The organism is Saxibacter everestensis (assembly GCF_025787225.1).
Taxonomy (GTDB): Bacteria; Actinomycetota; Actinomycetes; order Actinomycetales; family Brevibacteriaceae; genus Saxibacter; species Saxibacter everestensis.
Map to the genome: position 1 here is coordinate 256,217 of NZ_CP090958.1, position 24,881 is coordinate 281,097.

Sequence of the window (24,881 nt, forward strand, 5' to 3'; positions counted from 1 at the left end):
GCAGTCGTTAGTGCGGCTTTGAGCCTCCCGCTGGGAATCAACCCTCCCGGCCGAGGCAGAATGCCTCCCGCTGGTCCGCTGCCTGGATCAGCCCTACTCGAACTCGGCGAGTTTTGCCTTCCAGAAGTCACGCCAGTGGTCGAGCTGTTCCGCGGATTCCAACCGCTCATGCTGCAGGCTCAGCGCGGCCTTTCCGGGTGCCTTCTGGTAGATGTTCACGTTGACGCGCGAGCCGTCGGCCAGACCGCACCGCCAGTACCGCCATTTATCGGATTCGCTGAGATCGGGACCACGGCTGATCGAGACTCCGGAGAATTCCTCAGCATCGCCCAGCAGCGTAATCCACCTGTTTCTGGCCTCGTCCATGCTTCCGTTCACCGTCTTGCTCACGGAGGTCTGGAATTCGCCGTCGCAGTCCTGACCGGGCTGACGCCGTCCGATCTGCTGCTCGTAAGCCACTGTGACCGACTGCGCCCACCACCCCCTGGCTATACCTTCGTCGTTCAGCGCGGTGGCGATGTCCTTGTGGCTGAGCCTGCCGGCATTGATGCCGGCCAGGAACTCCTCGACCTCCGCCCACGGCATACCGATTCCGGCCTCAATGGCTTCTATGTTCATCGTGCGGACCATCTGACCCTCCGGTGCCGTTTCGTTGGCTGGCTGGCTGGCTGCCCGGCTGGCTGCGTTGTTGCGCAGCCAGCCGCGCCTAGGCGAAGTGCTTCGGCAGCGTGCCTTCGTGCGCGATTCGTAGCTCCGACAGCGGGATGTTGAAAAGTCCTTGCACATCGAGCGACGAGGCGTCGGCGTCCGGCAGGCCACCGTCGTCTGCAACTCCGATCCGCAGGAACGGGTATCCGCGCGCCGTGCACATATCGCTGAACCGCACTTCTTCGCTGCGTGGCACGGAGACGATGGCACGTGCGGTCGTCTCGGAGAACAGCACCGTGAACGCGTCGATGCCGTCACGCTCGCAGAGCTCGTCGAGCCAGACCCGCGCTCCCACTCCGAAGCGCAGCGCGCCTTCGACCAGGGCCTGCGCCAGGCCGCCCTCGGAGAGGTCATGAGCTGCGTCGATCATGCCATCGCGGGAGGCATTGATCAGGATTTCGCCAAGCTCGCGTTCGGCGGTCAGCTTCACGGCGGGCGGCCTCCCGCCGAGGTGCTGGTGTTCGACATCGGCCCAGGCAGAACCGTCGAGCTCATCTTCGGTGCTGCCCAGCAGATACAGGTTTTGACCCGGTTCGCGCCAGCCCGACGGCGTGCGACGGGCAACATCATCGAACACGCCGAGTACGCCGACCACTGGCGTCGGATGGATGGCGACGCCGCCGGTCTGGTTGTACAGCGAGACATTTCCGCCGGTGACCGGGATGCCGAGTTCCTGGCAGGCGTCGGCCAGACCGCGGACCGCCTCGGAGAACTGCCACATCACTTCGGGATCCTCGGGAGAGCCGAAGTTCAGGCAATCGGTGACTGCCAATGGGCGCGCCCCGGAGGTGGCGACGTTGCGATAGGACTCGGCCAGCGCGAGCTGTGCGCCAGCATATGGGTCCAAGTAGCAGTAACGGCCATTCGCGTCCGTCGAGATGGCCACGCCCAGACCGGACTCCTCGTCGATCCGGATCACGCCGGCGTCGTCCGGGGTGGCCAGCGCGGTGTTGCCAAGCACGTAGCGGTCGTACTGATCGGTGACCCAGTCGCGCGATGAAAGGTTAGGCGAAGCCGCCAGCCGCAGCACGACGTCGCGCAGCGGACGCGCGTCGCTATGCCGGTCCAGGCCCGCAACCCGCACTCCGTTGGCCTGGGTGCCATCCAGCCACTCGGGCCGGTGGTAGGGGCGCTCGTACACCGGGCCGTCGTGGGCCACCGAGCGCGGCGGGACGTCGACGATCACGTCGCCGTGCCACTCGATCACCAGCCGGCCGGTGTCCGTGACCTCGCCAAGGACGGAGGATTCGACATCCCACTTGTCAGTGATGGCGAGGAACTCGTCGAGCTTGTCCGGCCGCACCACGGCCATCATCCGCTCCTGCGACTCCGACATCAGAATCTCTTCGGGCGTCAGCGTCGGGTCTCGCAACAGCACATCGTCGAGTGCCACGTGCATGCCGCCATCGCCGTTGCTGGCCAGCTCGGATGTCGCGCAGGAAATGCCGGCGGCGCCGAGATCCTGGATCCCTTCGACGACCTCGGCATGGAAGAGCTCGAGGCAGCACTCGATAAGTACCTTCTCGGCGAACGGATCGCCAACCTGAACGGCCGGGCGCTTGCTTGGCTTAGCGTCATCGAACGACTCGGATGCAAGGATCGAAGCGCCACCGATGCCGTCGCCGCCGGTGCGCGCGCCGAAGAGCACGACCTTGTTGCCCTTGCCGGTGGCGTTGGCCAGCCGGATATCCTCGTGGCGCATTACGCCAACGGCCAGCGCGTTGACCAGCGGGTTGCCCTGGTAGACGGAATCGAACACGACCTCGCCGCCGATGTTCGGCAGGCCGAGGCAATTGCCATAACCGCCGACGCCTGCAACCACGCCATGAACGACGCGAGCGGTATCGGGATGGTCGATGGCGCCGAATCGGAGCTGATCCATAACGGCCACTGGCCGGGCGCCCATCGAGATGATGTCACGCACGATGCCGCCAACGCCGGTCGCGGCACCCTGATACGGCTCGACGAAGCTTGGATGGTTGTGGCTTTCGACCTTGAAGGTGACGGCCCAGCCGCCGCCGATGTCGACTACACCCGCGTTTTCGCCGATGCCGACCAGCAGGTGCTTCTTCATCTCGTCGGTGACCTTGTCGCCGAACTGTTTCAGGTGCACCTTGGACGACTTGTAGGAGCAGTGCTCGGACCACATGACTGAGTACATTGCCAGTTCGGCTGAAGTCGGACGGCGGCCGAGGACCTTCTTGATTGCCTGGTACTCGTCTGCCTTCAGGCCTAGCTCGGCGTAGGGCTGTTCAACGTCGGGATTGGCTGTCGCGAACTCGACGGTTTCGCGCACGCGCTTTTCGTTATCGGCGGTCATGCCTGCAATTCTGGTGGCCGGGACAAGTCCCCTAGATCCTATCGCGCCAGTCCTGACCGGCGTGACTCGTAGGTTTGTCGCCGAATCGTGGGATCAAACCTACGAGTCAGCGACAAACGCACGAGTCAGCCAGGCCACAGCCACGAGCCAGTCAGCGAACGCAGCCACAGGTTTACTCTGAACTATGGAATCAGAAGTCGCCGATACTGAGACCGCACGCCGATATGAGCAATTTGCCCGCGATGAGGCCCCAGGCCGCTCGGAGCTCTACGGTGAGTTTGCGGCGGGGGTGGCTCGGGACGAGGACCTGCTCACCAGGATCGACCAGCTGCCGATCGTGAAGCGACAGCCGAATCTCCTGTTCGCAGCCGTTCGTGCGGTGACAGGCCTGGCGGCGTCGTACGACGATTTCCGCCAGCGCTTCTTTTCCCGGACTGATCAGGTGCTCGACATTATGAGGCGTCGGGCGACCCAGACCAATGAGTGCGCCCGCACCGCGGCCATCCTGCCCGTGCTCGGCGAGCTGGACGGTCCGATTGCGCTGATCGAAGTAGGCGCCTCGGCAGGGCTGTGCCTGAATCCGGACAAGTACCGGATGACGTACCGCGATGTCGAGGGTGCCGCGCTGCAGTCCGTCGGCCCGGAGGGGTCGCCGGTCCGGCTGGACTGCACCGTTGAGGGACGACCGCCTTTGCCCAAACGGATGCCGAACGTCGTCTGGCGGGCGGGCCTCGACCTGAATCCGCTCGACGTCACCGATCCGGACGATGTCGCTTGGCTGCAGGCTCTGGTGTGGCCCGAGCAGACAGAGCGGGCCGAACGACTGAAGGCAGCGATCGAGGTCGCCCGCGCCGAACCACCGGACCTTCGACGTGGGGACCTCACCCGCGATCTCAATGCGCTATTGGCCGAGGTTCCGGACGGCGTCCTGCCGGTTGTGTTTCATACCGCAGTTCTGGCGTATGTTCCGGACGAGGAACGACAGAAATTCGTCGACGAGCGGATGAGTCAGAAGGCGGTGTGGATCAGCCAGGAGGGACAGTCCGTGATGCCGTTGCCCGGCGGACCGACGGCGTATGACTCCGGCAAAGATCGTTCCCGGTTCCTGTTAGCCGTTAATGGCGAACCGATCGGCCTGACCGAACCACACGGCGGTTACCTTCGCTGGTTCGCCCACACGCTTTAGATCGCGCGGCTTTGGGCTAGCGGCGCCCTGACGGGAATTCCGGCCGGGCCCCTGACTCGTGGCTTCGTGGCTGAGTCGTCGGTTATTTCCCACGATTCGGCCACTTAGCCACGATTCAGCCACTTCACGACTGTGGCCGACGACCGACGGGAGCTAACCGCTACGGCTCGTCGACCGCCGCCCGTTTGAACGCCTCGGCCACGGCCGTCACGCTGTGCCGTTCCAGGCTTGCCGTCCGGACCACCAACACTATTCGCCGCCTGGTCGACTTCGGGAACGGCATCAGGGCGGACTTCGTGCTGCGGAGCTGCAGCATTCGCCGGGCTACCGGTGTGATGCCGACCCCGGCCTCGGCGAGGGCTATCGCCACGGCGCTATCCGTGACCTGATGGACAACCCGCGGCTCAAAGCCGGAACGGACGCAGGCAACCCGCATCGCCCGGCCCAGGTATGAATCCGGCGGCGCCAGAATCCAATCACTTTCCCTGGCAAGTTTGCGTCGCCGGGCTGGCGAGCTTGGAACCTCGAAGGTGTCGGCGGCATAGGGGAGCGCCATCAGCATCTCCTCTTCCTCCAGCGGGATGATCGTCGTGCCGCGCTGCGGAGTCTCGGGCGCATCCGGGTAGTCGACGCCAAGCGCGAGGTCGACGGCGCCACGCACCACGGCCATCGTCATCTGATCGACGCCGATCTCTTGGGTGTGCACCCGGATGTTCGGTGCGGATTCCTGCAGCAGTAACAGCCCCCGGGGCACTAAGGTGACGGCCGCCGATCCGAACACGCCGAGCCGAAGCTCCGTGGACTGCTGTTGCTCGTCCTCGGACATGGCCGCGCGTGCCTCGGCCTCGGCATTAAGAATGGCCTCTACGTGCCGGACCAGTACGTGCCCAGCGTCCGTGAGCAACAAGTTCCTTCCGTCGCGCAGGAACAGCTGCCGCGGAACGCTGGCTTCCAGCGCCGCCATCTGCTGCGAAACTGCGCCAATGCTGTAGCCAAGCGCCTCGGCTGCGGCGGCCATCGTGCCGCGCTGGCTCAACGCCTGAAAGGTCCTCATCTGGTTCAGAGTCCAGCTCACTTTAGAATTCCTAAACGAAGTCGTATAAGTAATTTCGATTGACCTGAATACTAATCTCTAGCAGCATGAGTGTCACGGCGCGGCCACATGGCGGCCGGGGAGAAAGCAATGGCGCTGGTCTCTTACTCAATCGAGGTGTTCATGGTTCCTGATCTCGCACCATCCGATGACGAGCGTGCGGCCGCCCAAGGGAGTGCAGGCGCCCAAGGGAGCGCGGCCGCCCCAGAGCGTGCTGCCGCCCAAGGGAGCGCAGGCGCCCTGCCGACACATGCCGATGTCGTGATCATCGGCGCGGGCGTCATGGGTACCAGCGCCGCCTACTTCCTGGCTAGCGCCGGCATCCGGAACATCGTCGTCGTCGACAGCGGTGCCGTGGGGCAAGGGTCCTCGGCGAAGCCGCTTGGCGGCATCAGGGCTACTTTCTCCGACAGCGCGAATATCGAGCTGGGCAAGCACAGCCTCGACGAGTATCTGCGATTCGAACAGGACTTCGGCGTCGATGTCGGGGTGGATCAGGTCGGCTATTTGTTCCTGGTGCGCAATGAAAGCGACCTGCAGGCCTGCGAGAACGGGGTGAAACTTCAGAATGATCTCGGCGCCGCCAGCCGAATGGTGACTACTGCCGAAGCCGCCCAGATTTGCCCTTTCATTGACCCGGCGTCGATCTGCGCCGCCTCATACTCGCCAGAGGATGGCTACGCCGTCCCCGGCCGCGTGGTCAATGCCTACGCCGACGCCGCACGCGCGCTAGGAGTACGCATTCATCCGCACTGCGCGGTCGAGGCGATCGATACCACGGCAGGTCAGGTGACCGCAGTCCATACCGCCGGCGGTGAGATAAAGACTCCGGTCGTGGTGTGCGCGGCGGGAGCCTGGTCGGAAAAGATCGGCGCGATGGCCGGGGTGGCCCTGCCGGTCACTCCGGTTAAGCGTCAGATCGGCTTCACCCCGCAGCGCTCCACCCCATTTCCACGCGTACCCTTCACCCTTGATCTGGCCAGCACGCTGTACTTTCACAACAACCGCAACGGAATGCTGTTCGGGATGTCCGACAATCGGCAGCCGGCGGGGTTCGATCTCGAATACAGCACTGAATGGCTTGAGCCCTTCCGTGCGGTCGCAGCGAAATGCGCGCCGGAATTGGCGGACCTTGAGGTCGTTTCGGGCTGGGCCGGGCTGTACGAAGTCACCCCGGACCACAACGCGCTGATCGGCAGGAGTGACACGGTCGAGGGCTTTATCTACGCCACCGGTTTTTCCGGTCACGGCTTCCTGCAGGCGCCGGGCGTCGGCGAGCTGGTCCGGGACCTCTACCTGGGCCGCGAGTCATTTATGGACGCTTCTGCTTTCCGCGCCGACCGGTTCCAGCTGCAACAGCTGGTCCACGAGACGCACATCATTTGAACTCAACCCTTGCCCGCGGCAGAGGTCTGTCGAAGTCAGCCGCCGTCACCGCCACCCACCAGCCATAACCCGCCAGAAACGAAGAGGAAAATCATGACCGCACAGAACTTGCCGACCGGCGAAGACATCAACTCGCTGCTGGAGAAGAGCCTGCTCGCCTGCGGCGTCGACCTCGACGCAGTCCGGGGTGACTATCCGACGCGCAGCCCGTTAACCGGCTCGCCGTTGCTCTCCGTCCGATCCGACGACCACAGCCAAATCGACGCGATGATCTCCGAAGCGCAGCAGGCCTTTCTGACCTGGCGTGATGTTCCGGCGCCTGCCCGCGGCGCTCTGGTCAAGCGTTGGGCCGAACTGCTCACCGAGCACAAGGCTGACCTCGCCAACGTGATCACCGCGCAGGCCGGGAAAATCACCTCGGAGGCGCTCGGCGAGGTGCAGGAGATGATCGACATCTGTGACCTGGCGGTCGGCCAGTCCCGGCAGCTGTTCGGTAAGACGATGCCGTCGGAACGCCCCGGTCATCGGTTGATGGAGACCTGGCACCCGCTGGGAGTCGTCGGTGTTATCTCCGCATTCAACTTCCCGGCGGCGGTCTGGTCCTGGAACACCGCGCTTGCGCTGGTCTGCGGCAATACCGTGGTGTGGAAACCTTCTGAGAACGCCCAGCTGACGGCGCTTGCCGCCGATGCCCTGCTGGCCCGCGCTGTGCGGGATGTCGGAGCGCCCGCCGGGCTGCATCACGTGGTCTGTGCGGAGCGGGCTGGCGGGGAACAACTTGTCGACGATGAGCGTGTCGCACTGCTTTCGGCCACCGGGTCGGTCCGGATGGGCAAGGAGGTGGCGCCGCGCGTAGCCGGGCGGTTCGGGCGGCTGCTGCTGGAACTGGGCGGTAACAACGGGGCAATTGTCGCGCCATCTGCCGATCTCGACCTCACGGTTCGCGGCGTCGTCTTCGCCGCTGCCGGCACGGCGGGGCAGCGCTGCACCTCCCTGCGCCGGTTGATAGTGCACGAGAGCATTGCCGACCAGCTGGTCGACCGGATCGTCGCGGCGTACCGGACCCTGAGCATCGGTAATCCGCTGGACGATGGCACGCTCGTCGGACCGCTGATCAATCAAGCGTCCTTCGAGGGAATGCAGAAGGCGCTGGAGCAGGCGCGCGCGGATGGCGGGGACGTGCTTGTCGGCGGAAGCCGGGTGCTCGCGGACGCCGCGGAAGAGGCGTACTACGTCGAGCCGGCCGTGGTGCGGATGCCGGCGCAAACAGAGGTGGTCCGGGCTGAAACGTTCGCACCAATCCTTTATGTCATGACGTATTCGGACTTCGACGAGGCAATCGAGCTGCACAACGGAGTCCCGCAGGGATTGTCATCCGCTGTTTTCACCAACGATCAGGCCGAGGCGGAACGGTTCCTGTCTTCCGGCGGCTCCGATTGCGGGATCGCGAACGTCAACATCGGCACGTCGGGCGCGGAAATCGGCGGCGGGTTCGGCGGCGAAAAGGAGACCGGCGGCGGGCGTGAATCCGGCTCGGACTCATGGCGGGCATACATGCGGCCGGCGACGAATACGGTGAACTATTCCGGGGAGCTTCCGCTGGCCCAGGGAGTAAAGTTCGTGTAGCGCAGCGTCAGGAAGAAACTCCAACGATGAAGTTTTAGCCTCCAGAGATCGAGGATTCCATGAGCGTCAACAAGAGTGCGGCAAAAGGCGGCGGACTGTTCAGCACGTCTGAGCGCGGGATATTCCGAAGAACTCTCCCCAATGAGCAGACCGGGGAAGAGAAGATGCTGAGGTCTCTCAGTCTGGTCAATCTGACGATGATCGGTGTCGGTGCGATCATCGGGGCCGGAATCTTCACCCTGGCGGGCGTCGTGGCGAAGGGCACCGCCGGCCCGGCCGTTGTCATATCGTTCGTGCTGGCCGGGCTGGCTTCGCTCGCGGCGGCGTTCGCCTATGCGGAATTCGCCAGTATGGTGCCGCGGGCGGGATCGTCATATACGTATGGCGCGGCAACGCTCGGCGAGGTCGTCGGCTGGGCGATCGGTTGGGACCTGCTGCTGGAGTACACCGCAATTGTGGCTGCCGTGGCGATCAGCGTTTCCGGTTACGTTGGCTACTTTCTGAATGCGATGGGCCTGAGCCTGCCGACCTGGGCGCTCGGCGCACCGGGATCCGGCGAAGGCCATGTCCTCGACGTCGGCGCGATTATCGTCTGCCTTCTGGTGGCGTTCATGCTCTCCCGCGGCACCAAGACCTCGGCCAGATTCGAGACAGTGCTGACCATGATCAAGATCGCGATCGTGCTGGTCGTCATTATTGTCGGCGTGTTCTTTGTCGACCTCGGAAACCTATCGCCGTTCGCGCCGTTCGGCGTCGCGGGGATCATGTCGGGCGCGGCCGTCGTCTTCTTCGCCGTGTTCGGGTACGACGCACTGAGCACTGCGGCTGAAGAGTCGAAGAACGCGCGCAAGATGCTGCCGAAGGCGATGATGTGGTCGCTCGGCATTTCGATGGTGCTCTATGTCGGCGTCTCGCTCGTGCTCGCAGGCATGGTTCCCTACGCAGAGATCGACGAGCAGAGCGGTATCTCCTCGGCATTCGAAGTGCACGGCATGGGCTGGCTGGCTAACGTGATTGCGCTGGGCGCGATCGTCGGCATCGTCACGGTTTGTTTCTCGTTCATGATGGCCGGAGCCAGGCTCTGGTACTCACTGAGCCGCGACGGTCTGATGCCGAAGTGGTTTGGCGCGATCCATCACAAGAGCCGGATTCCACACCGGCCCACCTGGCTGATCGGCATTCTGGCCGCAGTGCTCGGCGGGCTGCTGCCGATCCAGTACGTCGCCGAGCTGATCAACATCGGCGTGCTGTCCGCGTTCGTGGTGATCAGTATCTCGGTAATCGTGCTGCGCTATCGCAAGCCGAACCTGAAGCGCGGCTTCAAGGTGCCGGGAATGCCGGTCGTCCCGGCGCTCGGCGTGCTCTTCTCGCTGTACCTGATCAGCCTGCTGCCATCGGAGACCTTCTTGCGGTTCTTCGGCTGGATGGTGCTCGGCATGATTGTCTACGCGGTGTATGGGTACCGGAACACCCGGAAAGTGATGCCCGGCGGCTCGATAAACATCGAGGACGTCAACAAGATGACGGACAACTGATCGCGCCTGGGTTTCGGCCGCGTCGGCGTTACGTCTCGGTTCGTTGCAGTCGGCCTGGGTTCTTCGTGGGCCATCTGCGACAAACTGAGACCTCGCGGGCCGCCATCAACCGACTGGACCGGCTTGTCGCTGGGCGGCTATCGGCGCACTTCGAGAACGGATGCCGGACGCCATGGCAGCACGACGCGCTCCTCGTGTGAGGATTTCAGAATGGGAAACTCATTGGCTCACCAGGTCCGCATCCTGTCCGCGCACGACGTCGAATCGCTTATCGATATGCGCGCGATCATCGATACCCAGCGGGCGGTGTTTGAGGATTACGCCCGCGGCAATGTGTTGCTCGCGCCACGCGGTCTGTTGAACGGACCGGAGGGAAGCGTCGCGTTCGCCTACGCTGCGCGGAACACCGTCAATGATGGCGCGGTGTGCAAGTTCGGCAGCGTGAACCCCGCGAACTCGACGCGCCAGCTGCCGGCGATCTCTGCCACGGTGCTGGTCCAGCACGCCGAGACCGGGTATCTGCGCGCCATCCTCAATGGAGAACCAATCACCACGGCGCGCACGGCTGGGGCGAGCGCGGTGGCGGCATCCGCGCTCGCGACTCCCGGCAGGCACGAACTGGGCATAATCGGTTCCGGCGTGCAGGCGCATGCCCACCTGGAAGCGCTTGCGGCGCTGGACCTGGTCGCAAGCGTTAGGGTGTTCTCGCCGTCGGCGGAGCGGCGGGCCGCGTTCTGCAAGCAGGCGGCGCAGGCCTTCGATTTCGACGTCCTCGAAGGCGAGTCCGCGCAGGACGTTGTATCCACATCGAGCCTGGTCGTCACCGCGACGACCAGCGCACAGCCTGTGTGTGAAGGCGCCTGGGTGCGGCCGGGAACCACTGTGATCAGCGTGGGATCCTTCGCGCCCGATCACCGTGAGGTCGACCAGGCACTGCTGGATTTGGCCGATCTTGTCGTCGTCGATGACGTCGAGACCGCAAGCCAGCAAGCTGGGCCGATAGCCGCCGCCATCGCTCACGCGCAGACAGGGGCATCCGGTGACGGCGTCCCGACGTTGTACGCGCTCGGCAACGTGCTCAATGGAACGGCGCCGGGACGCAGCAATGACGAGCAGATCATCTTCTATAACAGCGTCGGGTTGGGCTTTCAGGACTCGGCGGCCGCGGAACGCATTGTCCAGGTCGCCGAGGAGCGGGGGATGGGCCAGCTCGTCGACCTCGGCTGACGGCGGGTACTTGCACTTTTGCCTCAGCTGATGGCTGTCGGCTGTCAGCTGATGACGGTTGTCGATGGGCTCTCGGGCTCTCCGGCCGCAGTGACAACCTTGGCTGGTGACTGGGCACCTCGCGCTCGCCGACCGACAAATGCAGGAGCTGGCTACCTGAGAGCCCTCGTTTCCGCTCACATCGTGAGAGCTCAAGGGTTACTGGTGAGTCAGCCACAGCGAATGTCGGGGAGGCAGCCTGCGAGTTAGCGATTTGGCGTCGCTGACGCTCGGTGGTCGTAGAAAGTGGGCAGTCGGTTCGTCTTCGCTTTGGTCGGGGATGCGCTGCCTTTACCGGTTTCGGCGCGACCGTTTCCCGATTCTTTTGATCAGGAAGACGATGCCGCCGCCGGCGAAGAAGACAACGCCGACGGCGGCCGCGGGTGCGGCGACCAGTGCGTAGCGAGAAACCGGGACGATCTGGCCGGAGCCAATCGCGTACAGCAGCACGCCGCACGCGGCTGCCAGACCAAAGCAGCAGGGCACCACGAACCACGCGGATGGTTCTGCGCTGGTGAGGAATGAGGTCCGTGCGCCTCCGGCCGTGCGGCGTCGAGAGTCGGCCGTGCGGCGTCCGGTGCCGCCCGCGGTGCCTGACCCTCGCGAGCTCCCAGCGATGCCTGACCCTCGCGAGCTGCCAGCGATGGCCGACCCAGGCGGGCCCGACGTCATCCGCCGTTGCGCAATCAGGTTCAGCACGGCAACTGCCAGCCCGACGCCGAAGAACAGCACCGCGGTGAGCCCGAGTAGCCAGCTGGCGGGGTCGACAATCATGATGACGGCACCGGTGACGACGAAAACGAGGCAGATGACGAGGAACAGGACGGGGTGATCTCCGTTGCGCTTCTTCGCGTTCATTGCGCTCTCACCCTCCGTCCACTCGTGCGAAAGAGCTACGACCAGCCGCGGTTATTGCCCAGTACCGCTGACTCCGGAAAGAGCAGAGATTTCTCGATTCGCGGCTGCGGAGCTGGCAGACGCCGGACTCACGGCTGTGACCAGCGGAGCCGCCGGACTCACGGCTGTGTCCAGCGGAGCCGCCGGACTCGCGGCGGCAGGCGTCAGGCCAGTCCGACTCGCGGCTGCCGACGCCAGCGGAGCTGCGCCAGATTCCATTGAATCGGCGTCAGATGAGGTGGCGGACGCACAGTCCGGGCAGATCATTGTCGAGGCAAGGGCGGAACAGTCGGCGCAGAATAGGCGCAGCTTACGACACGATGGCTCCGCACAATTCTCGAACTTCGCCGTTGCCGCCTGACACTGGCAGCACTTGCCCAGCGGAACCGCGTTCTCAGTGAACTCAAGGTGCATGCGCTTGTCGAAAACGTACAGCGAGCCTTCCCAGAGTCCGTCATCGCCGTACTGCTCGCCGTAGCGCACGATGCCACCATCCAGCTGGTACACCTCTTCGAAGCCACGAGATTTCATCAGCGAGGAGAGCACTTCGCACCGGATACCGCCGGTGCAGTAGGTGACTACAGGTTTCTGTTTGAGGTGATCGTACTTACCGCTGTCGAGCTCGGCGACGAAGTCCCGCGTGGTCGCCACATCCGGAACGACGGCGTTCTTGAACCGGCCGATTTCCGCTTCGAACCGGTTGCGGCCGTCGAAGAAGACGACATCGTCTCCGCGCTCGTCCACCAAATCGTGCAGTTGCTCCGGTTTGAGGTGCTCGCCGCCGCCGACAACGCCCGACTCATCGACTTTGAATTCATTGGGTGCGCCGAAGGCGACCAGCTCATTGCGTACCTTGACGCTGAGCTTCGGGAAGTCGTTGCCCAGGCCGTCGGACCACTTGATATCTGCTCGTTTGAAGGCCGGGTAGCTCCGAGTGCCCTTGACGTACCGCTTCACATCGTCGATTTCGCCGCCGAGTGTCGCGTTGATGCCGTGTTCGGAAATCAGCACGCGGCCGGTGAGATTGTTACTCTCTGCCAGCGCCTTTTGCCACAGCCTGATCGCCTCGGGATCGGGCAGCGGTGTGAAGGCGTAGAACAGTACGATTTTGGGCACGGCCATGCATCAAGGTTACGGGCGTTCAGGCTACGCGCGAAAATCGGCAATGACGCGCTGGCTGTTGGCGTGGTGGCGGGCAGGCGGTGGTACGGCGGCCCACGCTAATGGTTCGCGTGGTGGCGGGCAGACGGGTACGGCGGCGCGCAGCCCGCTTCGGCCAAACCACACACTGCTATCGGCATTAAACTCCGACGAGTGCTTGCAGCGCCGAGGTGAAGATCCGTTGGCCGTCGATTCCGGTCCGGGTGCCGCCAGCAGTGTCTGGTCCGTAGCCCATTTCCACCGCGTGCTCCGGGTGCGGCATCAGGCCGACGACATTTCCGGCTTCGTTGGCGATGCCAGCGATGTCGCGTCGCGAGCCGTTGGGGTTGCCATCCAGGTAGCGGAACACGACGCGCTGTTCGGCTTCGAGTCGGTCCAGCGTCGCCTCGTCGGCAATGTAGCCGCCTTCGCCGTTCTTCAACGGGATGATGATTTCCTCGCCCTGGCTGAACTGGCGGGTCCACGCGGTTTCGGCATTCTCGATCCGAAGCTTCTGATCCCGGCAGATGAACTGCTGGTGGTCATTGCGCACGAGCGCGCCAGGCAGCAGATGGGCCTCGCAGAGCACCTGGAAGCCGTTGCAGATGCCGAGCACCGGAAGCCCACCCTTGGCCGCGTCGACGACTGCGTCCATGATCGTGGTGAAACGTGCGATTGCGCCGCAACGCAGGTAGTCGCCGTACGAGAAGCCACCGGGCAGGATAACCGCGTCGACATTCTGCAGGTCGTCGTCGGCGTGCCAGAGCCGAACCGGGGTCGCGTCTGAAAGCCGGACGGCGCGCTGTGCGTCGACATCGTCAAGCGAGCCCGGAAAGGTGACGACTCCGACCCGGGGGGCGTCAGACATTAGTGGCCTCTTCGACGGTGGCGTTGCGAACGCTGACCACGTCCTCGATCACCGGGTTCGAGAGCAGCTTGATGGCGGCGTCTCGCACTTCGGCAATCACTGCTTCGGTGACATCGCCATCGACTTCGAGCTCGAACCGCTTGCCCTGTCGAACGTTGATGAAGTTCTTGAAGCCAAGACGAGGCAGTGCGCCGGCGATTGCCTTGCCCTGCGGATCGAGGATTTCAGGCTTCGGCATGACGTCGACGACGACACGTCCCATATGAGGCGCTCCCTGATGAGTGAGTAAACGTGGTGTTGGAAACTGCGTGGCGGAGTCCGCCCTACCCTAAGCCTATCGAATCCCGAAGGTGAGCAGCGACGGCCGTGTTGAGCCGCACCGCTGTCCAACGAGCGGCATGCCTGACTGCCTGTGTCCCTTCCAAACTGAAACGGGCTCACCAGAACTGCTGTTCGTCCTCTTCCTCCTGGGCGGAGCGCAGCCGATTGAGCAGGAGAGTCTGCGACGCGGTGGACCCGGCGGGATCTTCACCCCCGTCGACGACGCTGTCCTTTTGCGATAGCCGTTGTCAGCGGACTGGTCAGCTCCTCATATCGGGTGAAGAGGACTTCCTGACGATCTAGCTCTGTGGAGAGTCTCCGGTCTCCGGCGAATGCCTGGTCCACTAGCTGATCAAGCGCGTCGTGCGCCTCTATGAGCTCAGGAGCCATCGCGTCCGGCCGGTAGTGCTCCGCAAGCGACTTTTCGGGCTGCATTTCCCGGGCATTGATCACGCCGAGGCCCGCGTCGATGATCTTCTCGCGAAGGGCAGCGTCAACTGCGGGCATCGGGAAGTTGTTCCACACGATTGTGTTGGAGAACCGTAGATCAGACTTGATCCGACCGCCGATCATTCGTTGCCAGGTGATGAACATTGTCGAGGAGATGATCGCGAATAGGTAGCCGTCGGGGTCTTCAGCCGTGAAATTGGCGTCCCCACAGATCACCGATTCGGCAAACCTGCTGGCGGTGAAGTACAAACGGTTTTCCGAGACATGCCGAGGGATCGCGAGGTAAGCGACGCGTGGCTGTCGATCATACTGGAAACGGTGAGACCATTTTGCTGCCTTGTTCGTGGCCACATCTGAACTTGCCTCCCGCATTGCTTGCACGCGAAGTACTCGTTCCCGCACTTTGAACTGATCTAGAACGGTTTCCGGGGCGTCTGGGAGCCAAAGACACCACCTCTCCGACCCTTCGATGAGTTCAGTGGCCCCAACGTATGGCCTGACATACGGTGCAACTGTCGCATCCGAACTCAAATCCCGAGCCTCGTTGCGCCCAAACAGCAAGTTGCCGCCGTCGGTCGGCTTACTTCCGTAGACAACAGTAGGCAGCCCGGGAAGGGGCTTCATTCGTTTCCCCACGAGCTGGTTCGAGCCGTCGAGCAAGTAGGCGTTGATATTGGTGACGAGCTCTTCCCGAGGTGGGAGCCCAGGCGAGTCATAGTTAAACAGCCGCCGTTTGCCACCAGTGTCCCGTGAAAAGCCCACGATCACGCAGTGCACAGCTGCCTTGCCTGAGGCCTCCGAGGTCCAGGCAAAGGTCCGATGTGCAAACTTGATACGCCAGCCATCGCGAAAAATCGGCCGGAAGAGCGCCGGTACTGCTTGTCCCTGCGTGATCGAGTTGGTTGTCACGAAGGCCCACCGTGCGTCCGTGTCCCTTAAGAGGTCTAACGTCTTCGCGTGCCACGAGGTCACGTAGTCCAGGTAACCGTCGTAGTCGGCTCCCCACGCCTGCCTGGCGTCGGCGGCCTGCTCGTCCGTCTTGGTGTACTGGCCGATGAACGGCGGGTTGCCCGCGATCACTAGGCCGTCGGACGCCGGAACGATGCGACTCCAATCCAACCTGGTTGCATTTCCTACCACAATGGTTGCTTGCTGCTGGATCGGTAACCGGTCTGGAGCCCAGCCGAGCCGCTCGGTGAGCTTGAGATCGCACTGCCGGTCGATCAGGAACATGGCGGTCTCGGCGATACGAGCAGGCCATTCGTCGATTTCGATGCCGTAGAAGTGGTCGAGAGTAACTTTGAGGCCGACATTTGCCAACAGCATTGGGCTGTCCCGGGTGATCTCCTGCAGACGCTCCATGATTGCCAGTTCGATATCACGAAGTTCTCGGTAGGCCACGATGATGAAGTTGCCGCAGCCGCAGGCAGGATCCATAAAACGAATCTCGCCTAGCTTGTCTCGCAGTTTGCGAAGCCGGTCTGCCTCGTGCTTGCCGAGGGTCTTGATGTGTTCGAACTCTGCCCGCAACTCGTCCAGGAAGAGCGGGTTCAGAGTCTTGAGGATATTTTCTTCGGATGTGTAGTGCTCGCCTAGCTCGCGCCGGGTCTTGGCATCACGGACAGACTGAAACATCGATCCGAAGACGGCGGGGCTGATGGTGCTCCAGTCCCCCGCGCATGCTTCGAGGATGACGGTTCGAAACTCAGCGTTGATGGCCGGCAGGGAGATTCGCTCGCGAAAGATGCCGCCATTAACGTAGCGGAAGCCGTTGAACGCCGACTGCTTCGCCTCACGCTCGTCCGGCGGTGTATCGAGATAGACAAATAGATCGGACAAGTGTTCGCCGAGGTCAGAACCATCGGGCGCTGTGTACTCGTCAACGAAGTCGCGGAACGTATCCCGCTCCCACATCCCGGTGTCGTCACCAAACATTAGGAACAAGATCCGGGCGAGGGTCACCGAGATCTGGTGATCACGGATCTTAAGGTCAAAACTCTTCGGATAGGCCTTCTCAATGGCGGCATACATGCGTGCCATCAGTTTCGAGGCATGCCGGGTTTCGTTTTGGGCTTCGACATCGAACGCAGTCCGAACTTTCGTCAGAACGGAGTTAGCGTCAAGCGTTACATCGGTCGGCAGCGCGATTGCGTCGAGTCGCGCGGCGAACTTCGGGTTCGTCGTGCCACGACGATGGCGGTGACTGGTCAGCCGTGTGGCCGTTGAGTTGTTCCTGGTGTGGCGAGCTGGCCAGCGCCATACCTGGTCGTCGCCGTTGTGGAAAATGACCAGCCGGTCGGTGGAGGTCTTGGAAATCAGCCGATCCAGTGCCGCTTCGATCTTCGAGCCGGGCTTGTCGTCACATACCCACACCCGGAGGCCCTTGTAGGAGGAGACATTGGTGGCGATGAAGGTGCTCCCGTCATCGTCGGTGTACGTGATCGGAGGATGATCGGGTGCACTCCAGTTCAAGTCATGCAGGAAGAGCTGCTGGTATAGGTGCTGCTCGACGAGGGACATTTGACTGTCAGTCATGCGTCACGGACTCCAATCGAGCAAACGATCTTGATGTTGTCGGATTCTGAAAATTTGATGACAAGCCGGTCTTCCTCGTGAAGCTGGTTAAGTAAGACGGCAAGATCATCGGGGCTGTAGCGGTTGCGTCGGGCCTGGCTCAAACGCATTGTGGCGTGCTCAGTAAGCGGGCGCTCATGCAGAGCGTTGATGGCGTCCGGTGCCTTGTCCGAGAAAAGCGTGTCGCCGCCTAGCCGCTCCCACGCCCACTTGCGTACGCCCTTAAGGTTGCCGTCGGCGAGAGCCTCGACCGTCAGGGGACCGTGAATCAGTGAACGTTGTCGTTCGAAGTGATCATGTCGCTGCTCGGCGGTTGGAGTGTCGACCTGTGCTTCGAAGACGCGCATGGCTTCGAGTGGGGTGAGCAACTTTTCCTTGGCGATTCCATCGGCGTCGTCGGCGGCCGCCGAGGTGGCGAAGGCGTCGACCCCCGAGTCGGTAGAGACGTAGCAAGTGACGCCACCATGGCTTTCGGCAACATATGGCTCGCGGCTGCTGTGGATCATGTCCTGCATCCCGAGCACGCGATTGACGATCTGCGGGTATTTCGTTTGCGCGTTGGACCAGACGAGCCAAGCTTCGCTGACCGCGTCGGCCTCGCCGTCGGCGTCTTCGGCGTCGTCGCCGACCCTGCCCTTGTAGAAGTCGTCGAGAATCTTGACCTCTTGATCACCGCCAAAGAACTGCTCGTCAGAGCCGAACGCTTCAGCCGAGGTGCCCAGACGGGCTCGGATTCGCTGGCGGAGGTTGATCTGCTCTTCGACCTTGTCATGGCTGATCAAGTAGACAAAGACAGTGTCAGACTTTTGGCCGATTCTGTCGACGCGCCCGGCGCGTTGAATGATACGGATGATTGCCCACGGTAGGTCGTAGTTAACGACGATGTGTGCGTCCTGCAGGTTCTGGCCTTCCGAGAGCACATCCGTTGCGATGAGCACGTTGATCGGATCGGCCACGTGGATCTCGGGTTCGTTTTGCCCAGGGATCGTGTTCGAGTGAGGAGAAAACCGCCGGGCGACCTCGGCGGGGTTTTCGGTGTTGCCGGAGACCAGGCCGACACCTGCGATGCCAGCATCTTGGAGGGCTTGGGCGACGTACTCGGCGGTGTCGACGTACTCGGTGAAGACAATTACCTTTTCGCCGGGATGTTCATTTCGTAGCAGGTCGACAAGAGCATTGACCTTCGAGTCGCGAGTCGGGTCCCAGCTCCCAAACCGCTCAAGTAAAGCTGTCAGCTGTTCGTTGTCTTTCTGCAGGTCTTTGCGGAGGGCAGTCTTAAATACGGTTGAGTTGATCCATTTCGTCTTGCCAGGCAGCGTCTTCTGTAGCTCGGCATAGCGGCTCGCCAGTGAACCATGGGTTGTGGCACCGTCTTCGACGTCCTCGTCGTTGATGTTGATCTGCTTATCGCTGAAGCTCCCTAGAGGGATCGGGAGCCTATTGGCGATGGCATGGAGGAATAGCTCGTTACGGGCGCGCTGGCGTTGCAGGGACAGGATGAACGAGTGACCCGACGACGACAGACGCTTGAATAGGCCGGTTCGAACGAATCCGCTGACGTTCCCACGACCCGAGCGAATGTCGTCGATGATCTTGCTGTCCGCATTGGTATGGGCAGCGCGGGGGTCGTCGTAGTCTGCGAGGCGGTACCTCGGCAAGATCAATGCATGCACCGCGTTGAGGGTGGTGTCGTCTTCCATCAGGCGTGCCGGATCGTCGTCCGCAAAGTCGTGGCTGAGCGGGCGGGCGATCCGGGTCGGGAAAAAGAATTTCTGCCCGTTGGCAAATTGCAGGAACTGTCGCTCATCAGTCGTCCCGTCAGGCAGCGTGACTTGCTCTGTCCTGGCTGTGCGTTTGACGAAGCTGCGGGTGCGCCGGACCAGATGATCGCTCATCAGGCGTCGCCAGTCCTCGGTATGTTCGGATCGTCGGAACGCTGCGAGGGTGTTGATCTTGCCGTCGACCTTGTCGCGCAAGCCGGGGTCGCTGGTCAGCGCGGCGATCGGAACGATGCCGAGGTCCTCGTCCTCGTCGATGTATAGCGCAATCTGGTTGGCCACATCCAGGAAAGCGAGGTTGTACGGGGTAGCGGTCAGCAGCAGAACCTTCGAGCTGTTACGGCGGATGTATTCGTGAATGGCTTGGTAAGCAACGGTCCCGTTATTGCGAAGATTGTGGGACTCATCGCAAATCACCAGGTTGAATCGCTTGAGTTCCGGCAGCACCTTGTCGGCCATCGAGTACGGAACAACGCGGCCGTTGATGTCGTATTCATCGAGGTGCTTCGTCCACATCTGCTCAAGGTTCTTCGGACACAACACCAGCGTGGAGTAGTCCTCGGCGGCTTGGAGCATCAGGGCGGTGGCGATGGCCGTCAGCGTCTTGCCGAGGCCGACGACATCGCCGAGCATCGTGCCGCCTCGCCGAACGATGCGCCTGGCGAGAGTGCGCACGGCGCTTTCCTGATAGTCGAGCAGCAGGGTGTGCATGGAGGCCGGCAGTACATAGCCCAAGCCATCGCGTGCGTCCTGCGACAGCGCGTGACAGACCTTTAGGTAAACCTCGAACGGCGTCGGCTGCTCGCCGGACGCCCAGGATTCGGCAATCAGCTCGATTATCTCGGCAGTGATCGTCAGGGAGAAACGATCGGTCCAGCGGGCCTCGAACCAATCGGCAACCTTCGCGTTTGCGTCGGAATCCTGCACGTCAATGTTGAGCTCGAGGTTGGACGTCATTCCAGCCCGTGTGAGGTTGGATGAGCCCACGTACGCCCACCGTGACCCGTGCTTCTTGTCGGGGGCGTGGAATAGGTAGGTCTTGCCATGCAGCGGCTTCTCCGTGAACACCTTCATCTGCACGCTGCCGTCTTCGAGCTGGCGTTTGAGCGTTTGCAGTGTGGCTTGTCCATCGGCTGTGGCCAGACCCCGCATCAGCTGATTGCGTAGATGCTTGACGAGCTGGTCGCGTCGGGTACGAGCCTTTTCGAGGTCATGGATGTCCGAACCATAGGCGGCCGGTTGGACGTCGTGTTGAAGAGAATCGAGAATCTGCTGTGAGTCGGATGGTGCGACCATCCCCACGAGCACTCGTGCGATTGGTCGTCCGGACAGTGCGGTCGGCGCTGGTTTAGTGTCGATGATGTCCGCCAGAGCGGACCAACCGCGCAGATCGAGGTAGCCAGTCGCGATGTCGACCGTGTCGAAGTCTTTGAGGGATTCGCGTAGGGCAGGGCGGAGTCGGGTGTCGTCGGCGATGTTGTCGAAGATGTTGGGCATCTAGCTTTTCCCCGAACTGTGTGCGGCGCTAGCCCGCATGGCACTCGTCGCATCGATCGGGGAACCCGGAGTGCCAATCTCGAGGAACAGGGTTCTCGACCACGCCACAATCTCCGGAAGCTCTTCGATGAGAGTTTTTGCCACGCCATTGCTCCTAGCTGTTCACCCGTGTGGCATGGCTGAACTGTCCGGCCCCGTGGTAGATCGTTGGAGCGCTCGGCTGGATATCCGATGGGAAAAGCCGCGTCGATCCGAGGGGAGGAGGTCAAGTCTCGTTAATGCCACATATATGTGGCTGACTCTATCGTGATTGCCGCTTGAAGTTGTAACAGTGAGCGACGTGTCGGCAGGTGAAGCAGCAGTTGCCGTACGACTGGCGGAGATACTGCGGGGCTTTCGGGATCAGGGTGGCCCATCCGGGAAGCGCTACACCCAGGAACAGGCCGCCGAGATCATTGGAATTACCCGCACGCATCTGCAGCGCCTGGAGCGCTCCGGCGGCAGCGTTGCCCGTGACCGATATGAGAATCCGACCTACACCACGCTGGTGGCCATCTCGGGCTTTCTGCAGCGCCCGGTAGCCGATCTGGTCGACGAACTGGAATCGGCGCGAGCGGACACAGAGAAACGCTCAAACCCGGACGAAAGGTAGCCAGCGCGGGTGTTGCGCGGTCGGCATCAGACCGGAGCGGGGCGCGGCAAGGCTGCCATCGTCATCCGGAGGTAACTACACCCAGCGACGGCCGCCAGTCGAACCGATTGTGAAGCCGCTGGAACCCGCGCTGCCCTAGCCGGTGCGACAAATCTGGGTGCATAGTAAAAATATGGAACTTACGCGATTCGGGCATGCCGCATTGCTCGTCGAAGCTGCCGGCGTCCGTGTCCTGATCGACCCGGGCAACTTCAGTGCGGACGAAACCTTCGATCTCGATCGGCTCGACGCCATCGCGGTCACCCATCAGCATCCCGACCATATCGATACCGAGCGGCTGCCTCGCCTGCTCGAGGCAAATCCACGGGCACGCCTGCTCGCCGAACCGCAGATAGCCGAGCAGTTGCGTGGTTCGGGGGAGCTGGAGACGGCGGGCGATTGGGAAGTGCTGAAGCCGGGGGATGCCGTCACGCTGCACAATCTGACCCTGACCGGGGTCGGCGGCACTCACGCCGTGATTCACCCCGATATCCCGCGAGTCGGCAACGTTGGCGTGCTGCTCACGGCGGATGGCGAACCGACGCTCTTCCATCCGGGAGACAGTTATGAGTTCTGTCCTGCGGGCGTCGACATCCTTGCCTGCCCGCTCGGTGCGCCGTGGGCAAAGGTCGGCGAAACTATGGACTTCGTGGCCGCGATTGCGCCTCGCTCGCTGATCCCGATCCATGACCGGACGATCGCCGATGTCGCATACGGAATGTACTGGGATCGTGCTTCAACCCGACCGGGCCGGAATGGCGCCAGCATCGATGCGCGGAAACTCGGCCAGACCGAGTCCGCGAGCTTCGTGCTCGATTAGCTCCGGCAGGCCCTCGCTGAGCGTCGCTCGTGGGTTTGTCGCCAAGAAGTCGGTTAGAACGCACGAATCGATGACAAAGCCACGAGTGAATCGGGCCGAGACCGGGCCGAGACGCCTAAACCTGCCGCAGCGCCTGGTCCAGGTCGGCGATCTGGTCCTCGGAGTCCTCGATCCCGACTGAAAGCCGCAACAGATTATCCGGCACGGCCAGTTCGGTGCCCTTAACCGATGCGTGGGTCATCTCTGACGGGTAGTTCATCAGCGACTCGATGCCGCCAAGCGATTCTGCCAGGGTGAAAACCTGGGTGGATTCCGCGACCTTGCGCGCCGCCGCGGCTCCGCCCTTGAACGAGACCGAGACCATGCCGCCGAAGTTCTTCATCTGCCTGGCTGCCAGATCGTGCCCGGGGTGGTCAGGGAGGCCAGGGTAGAAGACCCGCTCAACCGCAGGCTGCTCCTGCAGCCACAGCGCAACTGCCGAGGCGTTGACACTGTGCCGATCCATCCGCACGGCGAGCGTTTTCAGCCCACGCGTGGTCAGGAAAGCGTCCATCGGCCCCGAGATCGCGCCGACGGCGAACTGGACGAATTCGACCTTCTCCGCCAAGTCGGAATCATTGAGCACAACCGCTCCACCGATCACGTCGGAGTGGCCGCCGATGTACTTGGTTGTGGAGTGCACGACGATATCGGCGCCGAGACCGAGCGGAGTCTGCAGGTACGGCGAGGCGAAGGTATTGTCCACCACCAACAACGCACCGGCATCGTGCGCGACCTGCGCCAGGGCCGCGATATCGGTGATCTTCATCATCGGGTTCGACGGCGTTTCCACCCAGACAAACCTGGTCTTGTTGGCCCCCACCTCGGCGACAACGGCTTCGGCATCGGACATGTCCACGACCGAGTGTCCGATTCCCCAGCTGCCGAGCACCCGGCTGATCAGCCGGTAAGTGCCGCCGTAGACGTCATTGCCCAGCACAATGTGATCGCCGGGCTGCAGCAGGCCACGGATCAACGCGTCCTCGGCTGCCAACCCGGATGAAAAGCTCAGCGCGTGGCTTCCGCCTTCGAGAGCGGCGAGTTGCTGCTGCAACGCAGTGCGCGTCGGATTGCCGCCGCGTCCGTACTCATAACCGCCACGCAGCTGCCCGATGCCGTCCTGGGCGAAAGTCGAGGTCAGATACATCGGCGGGACGACGGCGCCCGTCGTTGGGTCCGGCGCCTGCCCGGCGTGGATGGCGCGGGTGCTGAATCCGGAATTCTGCTGATCAATCATCGTGTCCCCTCGGTACGGATGGCCGCGGCAGATAAGCCGCATTGTCGAGCGAATTGCTGGCTGGTTCCAAGATCAGATGCTGAAATACGACAGCAGGTCGTGCCGGGTAAGGATGCCGACCGGCGCCCCGGTGAACGTCACCATCACGGCGTCGCTATCGGTGAGCTTCGCCCGCACATCTGTGAGCGACTCAAGCGATCCGATCACGGGCAGCAAATCGCCCATATGCTCGGAGATCTTGTCGGTGAGACTGGCCTCGCCGCGGAATAGCTTTCCGGTCAGCGACCGTTCGTCGACAGCGCCAAGCACCTCGCCCATTACGACCGGCGGCTCCTGCGACAGCACCGGAAGGTGTGACACGCCGTATTCGTTCATGATGCCGATGACGTCGCGGACTGTTTCGTTCGGATGCGTGTGCACCAGGTCGGGCAACGACCCGGTCTTCGACTTCAGCACCTCGCCCGCCGTGGTCTCATCGCCGCTGCTGAGGAAGCCATAGGACTTCATCCACTCGTCGTTGAAGATCTTGCCGAGGTAGCCCCGGCCGCTGTCCGGCAGCAGAACCACCATGATGTCGTCGGAGCCCAGCGACTTGGCCGCCTTCAGCGCCGCGGCCACCGCCATACCGGACGAACCGCCGACAAGCAGTCCCTCTTCGCGGGCGAGCCTACGGGTCAATTCGAAGGATTCGGCATCCGTTATGGCGATAACCTCGTCCGGGACCGTCGGGTCGTAGGCTTCCGGCCACATGTCTTCGCCGACACCTTCGACGAAGTAGGGCCGGCCCGTGCCGCCGGAGTACACCGACCCTTCCGGATCTGCGCCGATAACCCGTACCGGCCCGGACGCGCGGCCTGCCGAAATATCCTTCAGGTATCGGCCGGTGCCGCTGATGGTCCCGCCGGTGCCGATGCCGGCCACGAAATGCGTTACCCGCTGGTCGGTATCGGACCAGATCTCGGGTCCGGTGCTTTCATAGTGGCTCAAGGGCCCGTTCGGATTTGAGAACTGATCGGGCTTGAACGCGCCGGGAATCTCCCTGGTCAGCCGGTCAGAGACGCCGTAGTAGGACTGCGGGCTGTCCGGTGCGACGGCCGTCGGCGTGACGACCACTTCGGCTCCGTATGCCTCGAGCACGTTGCGCTTGTCCACGCCGACCTTGTCGGGCACCACGAAGATGCACTTGTAACCGCGCTGCTGGGCGACGAGCGCCAGGCCGACGCCGGTGTTACCGGAGGTCGGCTCGACGATGGTGCCGCCGGGCAACAACTGCCCGGACTGCTCGGCGGCATCGACGATCCTGGCCGCGATGCGGTCCTTCACGGACCCACCCGGGTTGAAGTACTCGACCTTGACGAAGATGGTCGGTGCGACATCCGCGGCGACCGTGTTGAGCTTGATCAACGGGGTATTGCCGATCAGGTCGACTACCGAATTGGCGTACTTCAT

At 62.7% G+C, this 24,881-nt stretch carries 18 protein-coding genes and 1 pseudogene; 7 read left to right on the forward strand and 12 right to left on the reverse strand.

The window, feature by feature from the left end; genetic code table 11:
* Positions 1–93: 93 nt before the first annotated feature.
* Both LWF01_RS01185 and purL read right to left on the reverse strand, forming a co-directional pair.
* A complete protein-coding gene (locus LWF01_RS01185; RefSeq protein ID WP_349639213.1) occupies positions 94–618 on the reverse strand; it encodes a hypothetical protein in 525 nt (174 codons plus the stop codon).
* An 88-nt stretch (positions 619–706) separates the two neighbouring features.
* A complete protein-coding gene (purL, locus tag LWF01_RS01190; RefSeq protein ID WP_349639214.1) occupies positions 707–3,028 on the reverse strand; it encodes a phosphoribosylformylglycinamidine synthase subunit PurL in 2,322 nt (773 codons plus the stop codon).
* Positions 3,029–3,212: 184 nt separating this feature from the next.
* On the opposite strand from purL, the gene LWF01_RS01195 reads away from it, so the two are divergent.
* Positions 3,213–4,214 (forward strand): DUF2332 domain-containing protein, encoded by a 1,002-nt coding sequence (locus tag LWF01_RS01195; protein ID WP_349639215.1) that lies wholly within the window; start codon positions 3,213–3,215, stop codon positions 4,212–4,214.
* 160 nt (positions 4,215–4,374) lie between these two features.
* Here the strand turns inward: LWF01_RS01195 and LWF01_RS01200 are convergent, their stop codons facing one another.
* Positions 4,375–5,289 carry a LysR family transcriptional regulator gene (locus LWF01_RS01200; protein ID WP_349639216.1) on the reverse strand — a complete coding sequence of 305 codons (915 nt, stop codon included), beginning with the start codon at positions 5,287–5,289 and terminating at the stop codon, positions 4,375–4,377.
* Positions 5,290–5,397: 108 nt separating this feature from the next.
* Here LWF01_RS01200 and LWF01_RS01205 point away from each other — a divergent pair, with 108 nt between their 5' ends.
* The 4 genes from LWF01_RS01205 (at position 5,398) to LWF01_RS01220 (ending at position 11,081) form a co-directional block, all read left to right on the forward strand.
* Positions 5,398–6,693, forward strand: a complete 1,296-nt coding sequence (locus LWF01_RS01205; RefSeq protein WP_349639217.1) for an NAD(P)/FAD-dependent oxidoreductase — start codon at positions 5,398–5,400, stop codon at positions 6,691–6,693.
* 93 nt (positions 6,694–6,786) lie between these two features.
* A complete protein-coding gene (gene amaB / locus LWF01_RS01210) occupies positions 6,787–8,319 on the forward strand; it encodes an L-piperidine-6-carboxylate dehydrogenase (RefSeq protein WP_349639218.1) in 1,533 nt (510 codons plus the stop codon).
* 59 nt (positions 8,320–8,378) lie between these two features.
* Positions 8,379–9,854, forward strand: coding sequence for an amino acid permease (locus LWF01_RS01215; RefSeq protein ID WP_349639219.1), 1,476 nt, complete (start codon positions 8,379–8,381; stop codon positions 9,852–9,854).
* A 210-nt stretch (positions 9,855–10,064) separates the two neighbouring features.
* Positions 10,065–11,081, forward strand: coding sequence for an ornithine cyclodeaminase family protein (locus LWF01_RS01220; protein WP_349639220.1), 1,017 nt, complete (start codon positions 10,065–10,067; stop codon positions 11,079–11,081).
* A 330-nt stretch (positions 11,082–11,411) separates the two neighbouring features.
* On the opposite strand, the gene LWF01_RS01225 is transcribed toward LWF01_RS01220, so the two are convergent.
* The 7 genes and pseudogenes from LWF01_RS01225 to LWF01_RS01255 all read right to left on the reverse strand — a co-directional run bounded on the left by LWF01_RS01225 (position 11,412) and on the right by LWF01_RS01255 (position 20,789).
* On the reverse strand, positions 11,412–11,978 hold the full coding sequence (locus LWF01_RS01225) for a hypothetical protein (protein ID WP_349639221.1): 567 nt from the start codon (positions 11,976–11,978) through the stop codon (positions 11,412–11,414).
* 282 nt (positions 11,979–12,260) lie between these two features.
* A pseudogene (trhO, locus tag LWF01_RS01230) lies at positions 12,261–13,139 on the reverse strand (oxygen-dependent tRNA uridine(34) hydroxylase TrhO); the annotation flags it as partial.
* 178 nt (positions 13,140–13,317) lie between these two features.
* On the reverse strand, positions 13,318–14,025 hold the full coding sequence (gene purQ, locus LWF01_RS01235; protein ID WP_349639222.1) for a phosphoribosylformylglycinamidine synthase subunit PurQ: 708 nt from the start codon (positions 14,023–14,025) through the stop codon (positions 13,318–13,320).
* A complete protein-coding gene (purS, locus tag LWF01_RS01240; RefSeq protein WP_349639223.1) occupies positions 14,018–14,287 on the reverse strand; it encodes a phosphoribosylformylglycinamidine synthase subunit PurS in 270 nt (89 codons plus the stop codon). Before purS ends, purQ begins: the two co-directional genes overlap by 8 nt.
* Before the next feature lie 266 nt (positions 14,288–14,553).
* A complete protein-coding gene (locus tag LWF01_RS01245; protein WP_349639224.1) occupies positions 14,554–17,331 on the reverse strand; it encodes a class I SAM-dependent DNA methyltransferase in 2,778 nt (925 codons plus the stop codon).
* On the reverse strand, positions 17,328–20,645 hold the full coding sequence (locus tag LWF01_RS01250; protein ID WP_349639225.1) for a helicase-related protein: 3,318 nt from the start codon (positions 20,643–20,645) through the stop codon (positions 17,328–17,330). Before LWF01_RS01250 ends, LWF01_RS01245 begins: the two co-directional genes overlap by 4 nt.
* Positions 20,646–20,789 (reverse strand): hypothetical protein, encoded by a 144-nt coding sequence (locus LWF01_RS01255; RefSeq protein ID WP_349639226.1) that lies wholly within the window; start codon positions 20,787–20,789, stop codon positions 20,646–20,648.
* Between the two features lie 187 nt (positions 20,790–20,976).
* Here LWF01_RS01255 and LWF01_RS01260 point away from each other — a divergent pair, with 187 nt between their 5' ends.
* Together LWF01_RS01260 and LWF01_RS01265 are read left to right on the forward strand one after the other, a co-directional pair.
* Positions 20,977–21,297: a helix-turn-helix domain-containing protein gene (locus LWF01_RS01260; RefSeq protein ID WP_349639227.1), complete on the forward strand. Its 321-nt coding sequence runs from the start codon at positions 20,977–20,979 to the stop codon at positions 21,295–21,297.
* 172 nt (positions 21,298–21,469) lie between these two features.
* Complete coding sequence (locus LWF01_RS01265; RefSeq protein ID WP_349639228.1) at positions 21,470–22,156, forward strand: MBL fold metallo-hydrolase; 687 nt, start codon at positions 21,470–21,472, stop codon at positions 22,154–22,156.
* 115 nt (positions 22,157–22,271) lie between these two features.
* Here the strand turns inward: LWF01_RS01265 and LWF01_RS01270 are convergent, their stop codons facing one another.
* Positions 22,272–23,432 carry a cystathionine gamma-synthase gene (locus LWF01_RS01270; RefSeq protein ID WP_349639229.1) on the reverse strand — a complete coding sequence of 387 codons (1,161 nt, stop codon included), beginning with the start codon at positions 23,430–23,432 and terminating at the stop codon, positions 22,272–22,274.
* Between the two features lie 72 nt (positions 23,433–23,504).
* Complete coding sequence (locus LWF01_RS01275; RefSeq protein WP_349639230.1) at positions 23,505–24,881, reverse strand: cystathionine beta-synthase; 1,377 nt, start codon at positions 24,879–24,881, stop codon at positions 23,505–23,507.

What these genes read in the sequence shown, in the direction of transcription:
- LWF01_RS01220 (WP_349639220.1), top strand. Translation starts at nt 10,065, where the DNA reads ATGGGAAACTCATTGGCTCACCAGGTCCGCATCCTGTCCGCGCACGAC.
- LWF01_RS01265 (WP_349639228.1), top strand. Translation starts at nt 21,470, where the DNA reads ATGGAACTTACGCGATTCGGGCATGCCGCATTGCTCGTCGAAGCTGCC.
- purQ (WP_349639222.1), bottom strand. Translation starts at nt 14,025, where the DNA reads ATGTCTGACGCCCCCCGGGTCGGAGTCGTCACCTTTCCGGGCTCGCTT.
- amaB (WP_349639218.1), top strand. Translation starts at nt 6,787, where the DNA reads ATGACCGCACAGAACTTGCCGACCGGCGAAGACATCAACTCGCTGCTG.
- LWF01_RS01185 (WP_349639213.1), bottom strand. Translation starts at nt 618, where the DNA reads ATGAACATAGAAGCCATTGAGGCCGGAATCGGTATGCCGTGGGCGGAG.
- LWF01_RS01275 (WP_349639230.1), bottom strand. Translation starts at nt 24,881, where the DNA reads ATGAAGTACGCCAATTCGGTAGTCGACCTGATCGGCAATACCCCGTTG.
- LWF01_RS01195 (WP_349639215.1), top strand. Translation starts at nt 3,213, where the DNA reads ATGGAATCAGAAGTCGCCGATACTGAGACCGCACGCCGATATGAGCAA.
- LWF01_RS01250 (WP_349639225.1), bottom strand. Translation starts at nt 20,645, where the DNA reads ATGCCCAACATCTTCGACAACATCGCCGACGACACCCGACTCCGCCCT.
- LWF01_RS01225 (WP_349639221.1), bottom strand. Translation starts at nt 11,978, where the DNA reads ATGAACGCGAAGAAGCGCAACGGAGATCACCCCGTCCTGTTCCTCGTC.
- LWF01_RS01245 (WP_349639224.1), bottom strand. Translation starts at nt 17,331, where the DNA reads ATGACTGACAGTCAAATGTCCCTCGTCGAGCAGCACCTATACCAGCAG.
- purL (WP_349639214.1), bottom strand. Translation starts at nt 3,028, where the DNA reads ATGACCGCCGATAACGAAAAGCGCGTGCGCGAAACCGTCGAGTTCGCG.
- LWF01_RS01215 (WP_349639219.1), top strand. Translation starts at nt 8,379, where the DNA reads ATGAGCGTCAACAAGAGTGCGGCAAAAGGCGGCGGACTGTTCAGCACG.
- LWF01_RS01270 (WP_349639229.1), bottom strand. Translation starts at nt 23,432, where the DNA reads ATGATTGATCAGCAGAATTCCGGATTCAGCACCCGCGCCATCCACGCC.
- purS (WP_349639223.1), bottom strand. Translation starts at nt 14,287, where the DNA reads ATGGGACGTGTCGTCGTCGACGTCATGCCGAAGCCTGAAATCCTCGAT.
- LWF01_RS01205 (WP_349639217.1), top strand. Translation starts at nt 5,398, where the DNA reads ATGGCGCTGGTCTCTTACTCAATCGAGGTGTTCATGGTTCCTGATCTC.